Annotated in this window: 12 protein-coding genes; 10 read left to right on the top strand and 2 right to left on the bottom strand. The window is 39.3% G+C overall.

All coding sequences use genetic code 11. The features are described from left to right. The first annotated feature begins 2 nt into the window (after nucleotides 1-2). The 5 genes from pgm (at nucleotide 3) to ADS77_RS03600 (ending at nucleotide 6996) form a co-directional block, all read left to right on the top strand. Nucleotides 3-1640 carry a phosphoglucomutase (alpha-D-glucose-1,6-bisphosphate-dependent) gene (pgm, locus tag ADS77_RS03620; protein ID WP_054204657.1) on the top strand — a complete coding sequence of 546 codons (1638 nt, stop codon included), beginning with the start codon at nucleotides 3-5 and terminating at the stop codon, nucleotides 1638-1640. Between the two features lie 257 nt (nucleotides 1641-1897). After that, a complete protein-coding gene (gene astE / locus ADS77_RS03615) occupies nucleotides 1898-2950 on the top strand; it encodes a succinylglutamate desuccinylase (protein ID WP_054453049.1) in 1053 nt (350 codons plus the stop codon). 262 nt (nucleotides 2951-3212) lie between these two features. Further along, on the top strand, nucleotides 3213-4427 hold the full coding sequence (locus ADS77_RS03610; protein WP_054204655.1) for a thiamine pyrophosphate-dependent dehydrogenase E1 component subunit alpha: 1215 nt from the start codon (nucleotides 3213-3215) through the stop codon (nucleotides 4425-4427). Further along, nucleotides 4427-5404, top strand: a complete 978-nt coding sequence (locus tag ADS77_RS03605; protein WP_054453046.1) for an alpha-ketoacid dehydrogenase subunit beta — start codon at nucleotides 4427-4429, stop codon at nucleotides 5402-5404. Before ADS77_RS03610 ends, ADS77_RS03605 begins: the two co-directional genes overlap by 1 nt. Before the next feature lie 8 nt (nucleotides 5405-5412). Continuing rightward, nucleotides 5413-6996: a dihydrolipoyllysine-residue acetyltransferase gene (locus ADS77_RS03600; RefSeq protein WP_054204653.1), complete on the top strand. Its 1584-nt coding sequence runs from the start codon at nucleotides 5413-5415 to the stop codon at nucleotides 6994-6996. A gap of 157 nt (nucleotides 6997-7153) precedes the next feature. Here ADS77_RS03600 and ADS77_RS03595 read toward each other — a convergent pair whose 3' ends face one another. After that, entirely contained in the window at nucleotides 7154-8320 is a 1167-nt protein-coding gene (locus ADS77_RS03595; protein WP_054453044.1) for a putative manganese transporter, read from the bottom strand. Between the two features lie 69 nt (nucleotides 8321-8389). Then, complete coding sequence (locus ADS77_RS03590) at nucleotides 8390-10015, bottom strand: M28 family metallopeptidase (protein WP_054453042.1); 1626 nt, start codon at nucleotides 10013-10015, stop codon at nucleotides 8390-8392. A 108-nt stretch (nucleotides 10016-10123) separates the two neighbouring features. Between ADS77_RS03590 and ADS77_RS03585 the strand changes: the two genes are divergently transcribed. The 5 genes from ADS77_RS03585 (at nucleotide 10124) to ADS77_RS03565 (ending at nucleotide 15104) form a co-directional block, all read left to right on the top strand. Continuing rightward, on the top strand, nucleotides 10124-10933 hold the full coding sequence (locus tag ADS77_RS03585; RefSeq protein WP_054453039.1) for a DUF3025 domain-containing protein: 810 nt from the start codon (nucleotides 10124-10126) through the stop codon (nucleotides 10931-10933). Next, a complete protein-coding gene (locus tag ADS77_RS03580; RefSeq protein ID WP_054453037.1) occupies nucleotides 10930-11718 on the top strand; it encodes an ATP-binding cassette domain-containing protein in 789 nt (262 codons plus the stop codon). The genes ADS77_RS03585 and ADS77_RS03580 overlap by 4 nt, the downstream gene beginning before the upstream one ends. Further along, nucleotides 11711-12919 carry an ABC transporter permease gene (locus ADS77_RS03575; protein WP_054204648.1) on the top strand — a complete coding sequence of 403 codons (1209 nt, stop codon included), beginning with the start codon at nucleotides 11711-11713 and terminating at the stop codon, nucleotides 12917-12919. Before ADS77_RS03580 ends, ADS77_RS03575 begins: the two co-directional genes overlap by 8 nt. A 138-nt stretch (nucleotides 12920-13057) precedes the next feature. Beyond that, on the top strand, nucleotides 13058-14608 hold the full coding sequence (locus ADS77_RS03570) for an IPT/TIG domain-containing protein (RefSeq protein ID WP_235575700.1): 1551 nt from the start codon (nucleotides 13058-13060) through the stop codon (nucleotides 14606-14608). 28 nt (nucleotides 14609-14636) lie between these two features. Further along, entirely contained in the window at nucleotides 14637-15104 is a 468-nt protein-coding gene (locus ADS77_RS03565; RefSeq protein ID WP_054453033.1) for a hypothetical protein, read from the top strand. Nucleotides 15105-15179: the final 75 nt, after the last annotated feature.

Here is a 15179-nt window from a genome sequence, read left to right as displayed (position 1 = left end):
TAATGGCGATTCATTCCGGTGCCGGGAAACCTGCAACACAATCTGATTTAGTGAACGTACCAAAATTAGTATCAGCTTATTATTTAAATGAGCCTGATTTAGAACAAAACCCTGAGCATTGTGTTGCTTTTGGTACATCTGGACACCGTGGCTGTTCATATGATGTGAAGTTTAATGAATCTCATATTCTCGCCATTACACAAGCGATTTGTGATTATCGCAAACAGAACAATATTTTTGGTCCACTTTTCTTAGGTAAAGATACACACGCTTTAAGTGAAGCAGCTTATAACTCAGCTATTGAAGTATTAGTTGCTAATGAAGTGCAAGTTATTACACAAGAGAATGACGATTTTACACCAACGCCAGTTATCAGCCATGCAGTTGTGTGTCATAACAAATTACACCCTAATGAATTAGCAGATGGGATTGTTGTTACGCCTTCGCATAACCCACCAGAAGATGGCGGCTTTAAATACAACCCACCCAATGGCGGTCCTGCGGATACCGATGTAACCAAATGGATTGAAGACAGAGCTAATCAACTTTTATTAGAAGATTTAGTTGAAGTAGAGCTTTTTCCGTTTGCTAAGGCTGCACGTTCTGGTTTTATTAAATATCAAGATTTAATGACGCCTTATATCGATGATTTAATCAATGTGGTTGATGTAGAAGCGATATCAAAAGCGAAAATTAAAATAGGTATTGATCCACTTGGCGGCTCGGGTATTAATTTTTGGCCCGTGATTGCTGAGAAATTCAATTTAGACCTAACGGTTGTAAATGACAACGTTGATCCACGTTTTGCGTTTATGCCACTTGATAAAGATGGCAAAATTCGTATGGATTGTTCGTCGCCTTACGCAATGGCAAACCTAATTGCACTCAAAGATGACTTTGATCTTAGCATTGGTAATGACCCTGATTATGACCGTCACGGTATTGTAACCCCTGATGGTTTAATGAACCCGAATCACTTTTTAGCTGTAGCGATCGACTATTTATTAAATCATCGTAAGTGGTCTAAAGAAGTTCAAATTGGTAAAACACTTGTATCAAGCGCTATGATTGACCGTGTCGTTGCTCGTAATAACCGTCAGGTGCAAGAAGTACCCGTTGGTTTTAAATGGTTTGTAGAAGGCCTAAGTACTGGTACTTTAGCATTCGGTGGTGAAGAAAGTGCAGGGGCGTCGTTCCTACGTTTTGATGGTTCAGTATGGAATACCGATAAAGACGGTTTTATTATGGGCTTATTAGCGGCTGAAATTTTAGCTGTGACAGGCAAAACACCCTCTACACGTTACAAAGAACTTGAGCAAGAGTTTGGGGCTCCTTTATATAAACGTATTGATGCACCAGCAAGTACAGCGCAAAAAGATCGACTTAAAGCGCTCAGTGCAAAAGACGTCACCGCAGATACACTTGCGGGTGAGCCTATTTTACAAAAACTAACCCATGCCCCAGGTAACAATGCTGCAATTGGTGGTTTAAAAGTGGTGACAGAAAATGGTTGGTTTGCTGCTCGACCGTCAGGCACGGAAGATATTTATAAAATCTACCTTGAATCATTCAAGGGTGAAGAGCATTTAGCATTACTTGAAAAGGAAGCTAAAAAGCTGGTTGATTCAGTGATTAGCTAACTGATATACCCAAACCGTCTCAAGATGCAGAGCTTGGCGTTTTCACAGGCGTTTATTATCAATACGTTACTTTGCAATAATGGCTGTCCCTTTTGATAGTCCTTTTGATAAGTAACAACAATGAAAGGAACGTCTGTGAAACGTCCAACTGAACCTCATATATTGAGGTGGCTTGGGTATAATACATTATTAAAACGGCTGATTTAATCAGCCGTTTTTGTTTCTCATTCACACAATAAAATAAAGGCTTTAAAAGTATGTCAGCCAATTTAAGTTACTTAAATGAATTAAAACAAAATGGTGATTTTTTAACGCTCAGTCGTAACAATGAATGGCACTTAGATGCCAGTACTTTTACGTTGGATAACGGTACAGCAGTAACGGTGCATGATACGGGGGTTATAGAGTTCCAACCAAAAGGCATCACTACGAAAGATGTGGTACTTTCGAGTGCAATCCATGGCAACGAAACCGCGCCAATTGAAATCTGCGATGAATTAATTAAGCGGATCATTAGCGGCGATTTGCAATTAGCACAACGCGCTTTGTTTATTTTTGGTAACCCGCAATCAATCAATATTGGCAAACGCTTTATAGGTGAAAACCTTAACCGTTTATTTAATGGTCATCATACAGTTGAAGGTGTACCAATGAATAATGAGCGTGTCAGAGCTGCGAAACTTGAACAATACGTTAGTGATTTTTATTATCGTGGCTCGCAAGTAAGTCAGCGATGCCATTATGACTTACACACGGCAATACGTGGCTCAAAAAACGATAAGTTTGCAGTCTATCCTTTTTTACATGGCAAACCATGGAAGAAAGCGCAATTACAATTTTTGCTTAGCTGCGGTGTAAATACAGTCCTTATGATGAAATCAGCCGCGACGACCTTTAGCTATTATTCATCTTTTGTGCATGGCGCTGATTCGTTTACAGTTGAACTTGGGCAGGTCAAGCCTTTTGGCGAAAATGATATGAGTCGCTTTGAAAAAACAAAGCAAACACTCACTGCATTAATTAGCCAAAAAGAAGTGATTTATAAAGAATTTGATGCAAGTGATTTTGAACTGTTTTCAGTTCATCGTTCAATTAATCGGACCGAACACGTATTTTCGTTTCCATTTTCCGATGACGCCGAGAATTTTACTGGTTTTGCTAAAGGTGAATTACTCGCAACCGATGGTCAGACCTGTTATTACGCTGAAGTCGATGGTGAGGCAATTATATTTCCAAATGCTGATGTAGCCCTTGGTCAGCGTGCATTGTTAACCGTAATACCATTAAAAAACACAGATAATATTATTTAATAAATTGTATTAACCAACCAAAATAAAGAGTTAACTATATGATTTTAAATGTTTAATTTGAATGTATAGTTAACTTTCCAGCCCAACTCTCGCCAATTAACTTTGTTTCGTCTATGATTAGTTGAATAACGCTTTACGTTAACGTAAGGTGTCGGCAGCTTTAATTTAAATACAGTGCAGTTTCTGCAAAGTTTATCCTGTAGGTCACATCCAATAATAACAAGTGACTTGCACTGTTTTCGACAACAAAAGAAGGTAGGTTATGAGTAATCCAAATAACGTATCGGTGAATATTAGTCATGATCTTGCATTTATTGATGGTCATGCGCTGAATATTCCGACCGTAAGCATCTTAAATGAGGACGGCGATATTCACACAGGGGCTACCGCACCTGATATTGATGAAAGTACGGCGCTGCGATTATATGAAACTATGCGTTTTATTCGTGCATTAGATGAACGAATGCAAGCAGCTCAACGTCAAGGCCGCGTTAGTTTTTATATGCAATGCTTGGGTGAAGAAGCAGCCGTCACTGCATCGGCGGCGGCACTGGACCAAGACGATATGATCATGGCGCAATACCGTGAACAAGCGGCATTGCATTATCGTGGTTTTACACTTGACCAGTTTATGAATCAAATGTTTTCAAATGAATTGGATTTAGGTAAAGGACGTCAAATGCCTATCCATTATGGTTCAAACGCCCTCAATTATATGACTATCTCATCACCGTTGGGTACCCAAATACCGCAAGCAACGGGTTATGCATACGGACAAAAAATCAAACATATCGATGCAAAAACGGGTGAGTTAAATAGCACAATTGATAATGTCACTATCTGCTATTTTGGTGAAGGTGCTGCATCCGAAGGTGATTTTCATGCCGGCTTAAATATGGCTGCAGTACATAAATCTCCTGTGATATTTTTTGCTCGAAATAACGGCTATGCGATTTCGACGCCTGCGGATGAACAATTTAAAGGTGATGGTATTGCATCTCGCGGTGTAGGTTACGGTATTAAGACCATTCGTGTTGATGGCGCTGATGCTTTAGCTGTTTATGCGGCAACCAAAAAAGCACGCGAAATTGCCACTAAAACAGGTGAGCCTGTATTGATAGAATCAATTGCTTATCGCTTAGGTGCGCACTCTACATCAGATGATCCTAGTGGTTATCGCTCTAAAGATGAAGAAGCAAACTTTCAATCTTGCCCAATTGAGCGCTTTCGTAAATGGCTCATTAAGAAAAATTGGCTTAATGATGAGGAAGACACCAAAGCCAAAGAGCAAATACGAGAAGATATTCTTGCGGCATTAAAGCGTGCTGAAGTGGTTGCTAAACCCGCTTTAGAAGAGCTTGTCTCAGATGTATATGATACGCCAATTCCTTCGTTACAACGCCAGTATGAACAATTGAAAACGCATATTAAGCAACACCCAGATGCCTACCCAGTCACTGCAGGGAGAATTAAATAATGCCTAAAATGAATATGTTACATGCAATTAATTCAGCCCTTGATATTACAATGGCCGAACATCCTCAAGCATGTATTTTTGGTGAAGATGTAGGGTATTTTGGCGGTGTGTTTCGTGCGACCTCGGGATTACAAGAAAAATATGGTTCACACCGAGTCTTCAACACACCACTAACAGAGCAGGGGATCATGGGGTTTGCCAATGGTCTCGCTGCATTTGGTGCACCAGCACTGGCCGAAATTCAGTTTGCAGATTATATCTTTCCTGCGTTTGACCAAATTGTAAATGAATCCGCAAAGTTTCGTTATCGCAGTGGTAATGAATTCGACGTTGGTAACTTAACGATTCGTACTCCTTACGGCGGTGGTATTGCGGGAGGGTTATATCATTCACAATCACCAGAGGCGTATTTTGCACACACGCCAGGCCTTAAAATAGTGGTTCCTCGTAACCCTTATCAAGCCAAAGGGTTACTACGAGCATCGATTAAAGATGATAACCCGGTTATTTTCTTTGAGCCTAAGCGTTTATATCGGGCGTCAACGGGTGAGGTGCCAGAAGAAGATTACAGCATTGAACTGGGTAAAGCAGAAGTGGTCACGCAAGGTACTGATGTAACACTGCTTGCTTGGGGTGCACAGATGGAAATCATCGAAGATGCAGCTAAACGAGCAAGTGAACAAGGGATCATCTGTGAGGTGATTGATTTACGTAGTATTTTGCCGTGGGATATGGAAACGATTGCTGAGTCTGTAACTAAAACAGGCCGCTTAGTGGTCAGCCATGAAGCGCCAATCACGAATGGCTTTGGTGCTGAAATAGCGGCAACAATTCAGCAAGAATGTTTCTTACATTTAGAATCACCCATCTTACGTGTGTGCGGCTTAGATACACCGTATCCATTAGCGCTTGAAAAAGAGTATGTGCCGGATGCGTTGAAAGTACTTGCTGCAATCAAGCAATCGGTCGAATTTTAGGAGTTATCATGGCAAAAGATTTTATTTTACCGGATATCGGTGAAGGCATAGTTGAATGTGAAGTGGTTGAATGGCTTGTTGCTGAAGGTGACACTGTGGCTGAAGATCAACCAATCTGTGATGTGATGACTGATAAAGCATTAGTTCAAATTCCAGCGGTTCATGATGGTGTGATCAGCAAACTATATTACGCCAAAGGCGATATTGCACTTGTGCATGCGCCACTTTTTGCGATGGATGTGGCGGGTGATATTCCTTTACCGGTGGTTGAATCAGCCGTTAATGTTGAAGCCGACACACCTGCCGTTACAAGCGATGAACAACTTGAAGACTTTATTCTCCCCGATATTGGTGAAGGTATTGTTGAATGTGAAATTGTTGAATGGCTGGTAAGTGAAGGGGATAAGATAGAAGAAGATCAGGCTGTGTGTGATGTAATGACAGATAAAGCATTAGTCCAAATTCCGGCTAAATACACAGGTACCGTTGTTAAATTATTTTATGCCAAAGGTGATGTGGCACAAGTGCACAGCCCGTTATTTCAAATGTCGATTGCAGGTACGCAAGCAAACGTTGTTGATATAAATGACGCTTTAGTAAAAGCACAAACAAAAGCCGTTGAACAAAAGCCGATTGAATCAGAAAATAAAGTAGTTTCTGCACCAGTAATTAATAAAAAAGCGGTGGCTTCTCCAGCAGTGCGTCGTAAAGCTCGTGAACTTGATGTTGACTTAACAACAGTGCCAGGCAGCGGTAAAAATGGCCGTATTTATAAAGAAGATATAGCGCAATTTATCAAAAGTGAAGTACCAAATAGTATTGATACGTCACCGTTACAACCCGCAGCTGATAAGAGTACGAGTAAAAACCCAGCAAATGGCACAGGTGGTTCTCGCGTTGAACCAATTAAAGGCATTAAAGCGGCAATGGCGAAGCAGATGGTTGCCTCTGTTACAACTATCCCGCACTTTACTTTTTGCGATGAAATTGACTTAACAAATTTAATCGCACTGCGCAGCGATCTCAAAGAGCAGTATAAGCAGCAAGGCGTTAAGCTGACTATGATGCCGTTTTTCATTAAAGCTTTATCATTGGCAATGAAAGAGTTTCCGGTTTTAAACTCTAAAGTAAATGATGATTGCACTGAACTCACCTATTTTGACGATCACAATATTGGTATGGCTGTGGACTCAAAAATTGGTTTACTGGTACCAAATATTAAACAATGCCAAAGTAAAAGTATTGTTGAGGTTGCTAATGAGGTGTCTCGCTTAACAGATTCAGCCCGAGAAGGGCGTGTTAGTCCGGATGATCTCAAAGGTGGCACGATTAGCATTTCTAATATTGGTGCGCTTGGGGGCACAATTGCAACACCGATTATTAATAAACCAGAAGTCGCCATTGTTGCATTAGGTAAATTACAGCACTTACCACGTTTTGATGGACAAGGGCAGGTGATATCCGCAGCAATCATGCAAGTAAGCTGGTCTGGCGATCATAGAGTAATTGATGGCGGGACAATCGCACGATTTAATAACCTATGGAAATCATATTTAGAAAGCCCAGCTAAAATGATGATGGCAATGAGTTAATTACATTACTTTGATACGTTCAAATAAAAGCTCAGCAATTGCTGAGCTTTTTTATTGCCAATAAAACGCTTGTCTACGGCTCTATTGATGCAGGAACAATTGTTAATAAACACATTAGGCTAAATTTTCTTGTTTATCTGCCTGTGTATCAACGATTTTAAACCCCATAAAAATATAGACCATACCCAACAAACATCGCTGGTATTGCTGAATAAGCTGTTGCAACTAATGCTGCACGCGGTGCCATCGCTATTGCAGGGAATAGGGCATCACCGTCATTAGAGATTGCATTAGCCGCTAACGCACTAAAAGGAATAATACCTTGTATATAAAGTGTCGTTACCACGATTTGTGGCCCACAGCCTGGTAAAAAGCCAATTGCTACAGCTATTAAAGGAGCTAAGTAAGCATAGTGGGTAAACCATGCTTTAAGATCAACCCCTGCAAAGGTCACTAAAAGTTCAAATAGCATAAATGATGCGACAACCCAAGCTGTTACAAAGTGGGTATCTTGAAGCACTTTATATAATTTAGACGGCGGGTTGATTGTTTCCTCCTCAGACGTGATCTCTTGATAGCTTTGCCCTTTTGAAGATAATGCCCAAGTAGTAACAGCAAGTAACGCCATTACAGCACCAAATACAGTGATTAAATCTGCAAGGGTGTTATTAATAGCGTTAAAGTCTGTATTTAACGCTATTAATACAGCAATGATCACGCTGGGTATAAGAATTATTTGCCATACCGACTTACTGAAAATAATTGCTCTACTAGGACTGTTTAAGCAGTCATCGCAAAAGTCATTTTTTTCTGGACGAAGATAATCTTTGTCATGAAAAGCATTCACTAAAGACCCACTAATAACGCCAACGCTAAGGCCGATAGCCATAATAAGTAGACCTTCGATGGGTTTTGTTGCTAAGAGTAAAAACGCAGCGTCACCCATGGTTGCGGTGAGCACTGCCACAACAGAGCCAAAGCTGGCTTGCCCTTTAGTGAATTGCGTTACAACAATAATGGCCCCACCGCAGCCGGGTAAGGCTCCTAAAAATGATGCAAAGCTTACCTCGAGTAAAGGAGATTTTTGGCTCAAATAGCCCAACTCTAACTGTGGAAGCCGATCAATGGCGTAATAGTAAATAAATAATGTGGCGGCAACAAATACACTAACCTGAAAAAAAGCATCGCTCATTGAGGCTAATGTAATATCTCTAATAGGGGGATAAGCTAAGCAACATAATAATAAAAACGGCAATAATAAACGTTTGTTATTAACAAAAAGTGTCGCGGGCAGAGCGATTTTTGGTAGTGTGTGAGAGAACATAAGTGCAACCTAAAAACTGTATAGGTTGCACTTTAGATTTAAATCAAATGAAAATCAATATCATTTACATTATTTTCTTTGAAATTCTGAATTTTCATTCCATGTTGGCCATTCGCTTTGCTGTGAAATATCAAAACCTACTTGATAAAATAACTGTAAGTCTTGCACTGCGCCAGATAAATTCCACTCATCACGGTATCTGTCGCAAGGTTGATGGTAGCAACCTCTTAGCACTAAGCTCATACGCTTGCGATAATTAGCCGTTTCTTCATCAAATGCTTCGCTTCCGCCACCGGCATACATTGCAGGTACACCCATATTAGCAAAAGCAAAATGATCAGAGCGATAGTAACCACCTGATGACGGTTTAGGATCACCAGATACGGTTCTATTTTGTGCTTTAGCAGCTGTAGCAAGCAACGTGTCCATTTGCGATTTACCAATACCAACCACGCTGATATCTTTTACTTTACCAAGTAAATTTAGGCTATCCATGTTGATATTTGCAACTGTTTTATCTGCAGGGATAACTGGGTTTGCTGCATAGTATTTTGAACCAAGTAGACCTTGCTCTTCTGCTGTAACCGCTAAAAAGGTCATAGAGCGCTTAGGGTTAACAGGTAAAGTTGCAAATGCTTCTGCTACTTCAATCATACCACCAGTACCCGTGGCATTATCGTGAGCACCGTTATATATTTGATCGCCTTTACGGTTTTTATCTGTGCCTAAGTGATCCCAATGCGCTGAATAAATAATATGTTCATCCGCCAGTTCACTGCCAGGTAACGTCGCAATAAAGTTATACGAAATAGATTTTTTAATCGTGTTTTTAATCGCAACCGAAGCGGTTAAATCACCCATATCTACGTTGTAAGCACCTTTAGCTGCATTGCTTTTGACAGTGTTAAAGTCTAGACCCGCTTTATTAAATAGCTCTTTAGCAACATCAGTTGTCACCCAACCTTCTACAGCAACTCTGTCCATATTGTTGTTTTCTTTTTGAAAACCAAACTGCTCGCCACTCCAAGAGTTTTCAACAACAGACCACGGGTATGAAGCTGGCGCTGTTTCATGGATAATGATTGCACCAGCAGCCCCTTGGCGACTCGCTTCTTCGTATTTGTAAGTCCAACGGCCATAGTAGGTCATTGCATCGCCAGTAAAAAGAGCAGGATCTTTAGTCGCAAAGCCCGGATCGTTTACTAGCATAACCACGGTCTTACCTTTAACATCAATGCCCGCGTAATCATTCCAGTTGTATTCAGGCGCATTTACACCATAACCCACAAACACAAGTTCGGAATCTTTAATAGCTTGGCTTTGACTAATGCGGCTACTGCCCATTACCATGTCTTTTTTATATTGATAGTCTTTACCGCCAATACTTAAAACCATGTTTGAGTCAGCTTCAAGAGAGACTAAAGGCACTTCCTGTAAAAAGCTATTACCGTTACCCGGCTTATAACCCAACTTTGTAAATTGTTCAGTGAGGTATGCAAGCGTTAGCTCTTCACCTTTTGATGATGGAGCGCGCCCACCAAACTCATCAGATGCTAATACTTTAATATGCTCGGCTAATTGCACATCATTAATCGAGTTATAGCCTTTAGTAACATCATCAGAGGTAAGACTTGTTGTTGCACATCCTGCAAGTACAGCAGTTGCTAGAAGTGTAAGAGAAAAATAACGTTTCATAGTCGCTCTTTTTTTGTTTTAAGTGAGTCTAGTATAAGAACTTCTGTTAAAGAGAACCAGTTTTTGCGGTAAACTCACCTCATAATAACTGTAAAGCTAAAGGTACTCATGAAACGATTTACCCCTTATGAACAATGGCATAGTGCAAGTCTTGAAAGTGGAGCATTTAATCATCTAAATACATTATTTGCTGTAAGTAATTTACCTGACTGGCCTCAATGTACGTGGTTTACATCGTTTCTTGATGCTAAAAATGCCAATCAACAAGCAATTACCTTTGTTGATGATGCATGTTTTAGTGAAGAAGAACGTTATTACGAACAAATAATCTTCGATACAGGGCAAGTACCTACACGACAACAAAACTGGCATGATTTATTTGGCGGGCTAATATGGTGCTTATTTCCTAAAACTAAGTCACTGATCAACCAGCGTCATATTGAAGAAATAACTCAACACGGTACAAAGCAGCGAACTAAGCATCGCAACGCGTTAACTCTATTTGATGAGTGTGGCGTTGTACTCGCTGTAAGTGATGATTCGTGGCCTAAATTACTCAAAAATCATCAATGGACTACGGCATTTTTTGAACGACGAGAGCTATGGGGAAAAACAATTTTCCCCTATATTTTTGGGCACGCTAATTATGAAATGCTCACAAAACCCTATATTGGCTTAACGGGTAAAGCGTTATTTGTAAAAGTACCAGCTGACATATTTTGTAAAGATTTAGCACAGCAGTATCAGTTTATAGATCAAATGCTTTATGAGATGATTAGTGTTGACAACTGTTTAAGGGACAACAGCCTGCTATCGCCATTGCCTCTGTTAGGGGTGCCTGGTTGGTATGATAATAATAACTCAGAATTTTATAGTAATACGGATTACTTTAGACCTAAACGAAGGACACGAATATGATAGAAGTAACTGGGCTTAAAAAGAAATTTAAGCTGACGAAAGATCATAAAAAAAATAAATTAGAAAAAGTAGATCCGCGTGAAGATAAAGATTATTTTCATTCAGTTCGTGATGTCAGTTTTCAGTGCGCTAAAGGTGAAGTGCTTGGTTTACTGGGCCCCAATGGTGCGGGAAAAACAACTACATTACGCATGATTTCGACAGCATTAAAACCAGATGAAGGCACCATTTACATCGCTGGCGAAGATATTGTTAAAAAGCCTTTATTTGGGCGTAAATCCATTGGGTTCCTATCGGGTAGTACAGGTTTATATGGACGCTTAACGGTAAAAGAGAATATAGAATACTTTGCAAAACTACATGGTATGAATAAAGCCGCGATTAAAACGCGCTGCGATGAATTATTCGACCTACTTGATATGCATAGCTTTATTGATAAACGCGCAGAAAACCTATCAACAGGTATGAAACAAAAAGCAAATATTGCCCGTGCAGTCGTTCATCAGCCAGCGGTTGTGGTGCTCGATGAGCCGACAACGGGGTTAGATATTATGACCACACAAACAGTGATCGAATTTATCAAAGGGCTCAAAGCACAAGGCACACCGGTTATATTCTCAACCCATCATTTAGATGAAGTTGCGTTACTGTGCGATCGAGTTGCAGTGATCAACGAAGGGGTCAGCTGCTTTGATGGCACTGTTGAAGAATTTAAACAGGCAGGTAACAGTGAAGAGCTAAACCAAGCGTTTATGAACATATTAACGGAGAAGCATAATGTTTGAAGTATATAAAAAGGAATTGAAAGAGCTCCTTCGCGACAAAAAAACCCTTATGTTTGTTGTGGCACTGCCAGTACTTATTTTCCCAATAATTTTTGCAGTTATGGCTTTTATTAGTTCGCAAGCCGCACTTGAAGCGGACCAAAAAGTTAATACATACGTAATTATTAATGGCGAATATGCACAAGAATTTACCGACAAAGTGTTTTACCACAAAAGCTTTGAACTCTATAAAGGCAGTAAAGCCTTTAATACAATAGAAGATCTTAAAGCAGGTGTTACAGCCGGCGATATAGATATGGGAATTTACTTGCCAAGTAATGCTGTAAAAACGCTCGATGGCGGTGAGCAAAGCAAATGGCAAGTTGTATTTAACGATGCAAAATCAATAAATTTTTTATTTAAACGGGTTAAAGAACTTGCTCAAGAATACAGCGACGTACTGCAAGCTGATAAGCTAAAAAGTTTTGGGATAGAAGAGTCTACGCACAAATCTATTCTTAACCCAATTGAAGTTGTTAAAGTAGATACAGCCGATAAGCGCGAAAACTTAGGAGAAAAAATTGGTGGCTTTTTACCTTACCTACTTATTCCATTAGTATTAATGGGGGCTACTTATCCAGCAATAGATTTAGGTGCCGGTGAAAAAGAACGCGGCACACTTGAAACATTGTTGCTTACACCCATAACACGCACAGAGCTGGTACTCGGTAAATTTATCACATTACTGACTACATCTATTGCATCAACCACAATTACCGTCGTCAGTATGGGCGGGTGGGTTGCAGTAGCATTGGCGTTCGCCGACTTAGAATTTATTAAAACGGCTTTTAGTACGTTAGCAGTAACCGATTTACTGATGATTTTTGTGTTATTACTTCCCCTGGCTGCCATATTCTCTTCTTTAGCGTTAGCTATCTCAATTTATGCGCGTACGTTTAAAGAAGCCCAAAACTACATGGCTCCATTAAGCATGGGTGTATTCTTCCCTATCATTATTTCAATAATGCCGAATATGGAATTGACCGCTAAAACCGCGTTTATCCCAGTAACAAACGTTGCGCTAGCCATTAAAGATATAATTAAAGGCACAGTTGATTACACATTTGTAGGGCTAATATTTTTAGCAACCGCACTTATTGCAGGTGCGTTACTGGCATTTTGTGTTAAATGGTTTAACCGAGAAGATGTACTATTTAGGTAGTGTGTTACTCATTATAAAAAGCATCACTTACGTGATGCTTTTTTGTTTCTTAAGCCATTTCTTTGAAGCTATTGTATTAAGTCATTAAATCGTTTAAGTTCATAAGCTGAGCTATGGATTAACCACAAGGATGGATTCTTGAAAATACCCCTATTCTACCTCTCGCTATTGAGCGTTAGCTGTGCTTTTTGCACGCTAACCTATACAACAACTTCACATGCAAAAAGCATTCAGCCAACCACCCATATAGGTACGTGGCAAAATAAAGATGAAGACGGTGATGGTGTGCCTGATGAGCAAGATGACTATCCGTTTGAAGCGAGTAAAACTCAATACCCTGTTTATTTTGAAAAAGAACCTAACGATAACCCATCTGTTGCAACTCCAGTAGAGCTTGGTAAAGGTTTTAAAGTTAAGGGCGTTATTTCATCAAGAACAGACAAAGGCGATTTATATGGTTTTAACGTTGATAATGGAACTATGGTCACTGCTGTATTCGAAAGTGCAGCTAAACGATTTGACCCGCAAGTTTATGTATCAAACTCAGAAGGCAGAGTAATTAGTAAGTATGTTATTAGCGAATATAAGAAATTTGGAAAGCATATTGTTAACTTTCATATGTTTGAGGCAGGTCGTTATCAACTAAGTATAATGGATAATAATTACGGTGGTGGCCCTGATTTAATCTACAGTATGGTTCTATTTTATGACGAAGATGTAGATGCTTTTGATGATGAGAAGGAACGTGCATTTGGCAGTAACCTTATTAAGAATGACCAAGATCAAGATGGTATTTTAGATGGTTTAGAGCACGTTTTATTAAATAGTAGTACTGACATAGACTTTGATGGTGATGGAATACCTAATTGGCAAGATATTGACTCTGACGATGATTCTTTCTCTGATAAAATAGAAGGCATTGAAGATTTAGATAAAGATGGCTCCCCAAATTATATAGACCGTGATGCTGATGGGAATACCATAGATGATGAAATGGAAATTGGTGATTTTAACTATTCACTTGATTTTGACGATGATGGAAAATTAGATCACTTAGATTTAGATGATGACGACGATTTAATATTAGATATTTACGATACGCAACGTCGTAAAAAATCTCAAACTGTTAAATTAACAGGGCCTAATCAAAATCGTTTACTTGTGCGCTGGGTTTATAATATGTCCTTTGAAGGGCACTCTATTCGAGATTTTATTAGAGCTGGGGATAAAGTAGAGTTTGAAGTAGACGGTTTACCTGCTGATGCAAAAAATTTGGTCCTTGTTTTTCAATATCCTGATGATCTTATTAACTTAAAACCTACCATAGCTAGAATTGAAGCAAGCAAAACATATATAAGTGTAGAGCTGCCAAGTAAGTTAGGCGAGGCTTACGTATATCTAGCTCATGATGAGGTTATTACTGATGCCCTACCGATTGAAGTTAATCAGAGTAAAGCCCCAATTTTAGGCACCGAAAAGCGAAGTATCAGTGCTGGAAAAACAATGACTCTTATAGGTGAAAATTTTAATGAGCAGACGAATGTTCATTTTAATAATGTGACTGTTGATAGCATTTATATAGATGAAAAAACCATTAAAGTTAAAACGCCACGTCAACTAAGTGGCTGGCGCTACTGGGTAAGCAACCAGTTTGGAAAAAGTAACACGGTTAGCTTCTCAATCGAATAGTTCAAGCCTAATATTTTAAGGATAAATAATGAATAAATGTCTAATTTCATTGCCGCTATTAGCAAGCTTTACATGCCAAGCAGAGCTTGATTTAACAATCCCAAAAGAAAACTGCTTTAAAGCAGTAGAAATAGTAAAAAATAAAGATGAACAGCTATTTAAGCAGCTGTTTACACCGGTTGACCATATCCCTAATGCTGATAAGGAAATCACCAAACTCGTTGACAGTACACATAAAAAATACTACGCAAAAGAGTACGATGGTATAAAAAACTTTCGTCTTGTTGAATCAAAGCTTGTTAACTACTCTGAGGACACTAAGTATAGTGTTGTAGAAGAAACGTATGAAAGATGGGGATATACAAAGCAGGCATTTATATATTACAAATTTGATGCCTATGATAAAAGACTTAAAGAGCAGCGCACAGTGTATAACAAATGCCGTTTTGGTCTAAAAGGCGGTAAGTGGTATATGGTTAATTTACTGCAAGATTAGTTCGTGCATATTAAAACAAAAGGTCATGTAATTGATATTACATGACCTTTTTTACAACTTATTGTTGAGATTATC

It is taken from the genome of Pseudoalteromonas porphyrae (assembly GCF_001298125.1).
Taxonomy (GTDB): Bacteria; Pseudomonadota; Gammaproteobacteria; order Enterobacterales; family Alteromonadaceae; genus Pseudoalteromonas; species Pseudoalteromonas neustonica.
Note: the sequence above shows the minus strand (reverse complement) of the source record. Positions and strands in the feature narration are given on the sequence as shown.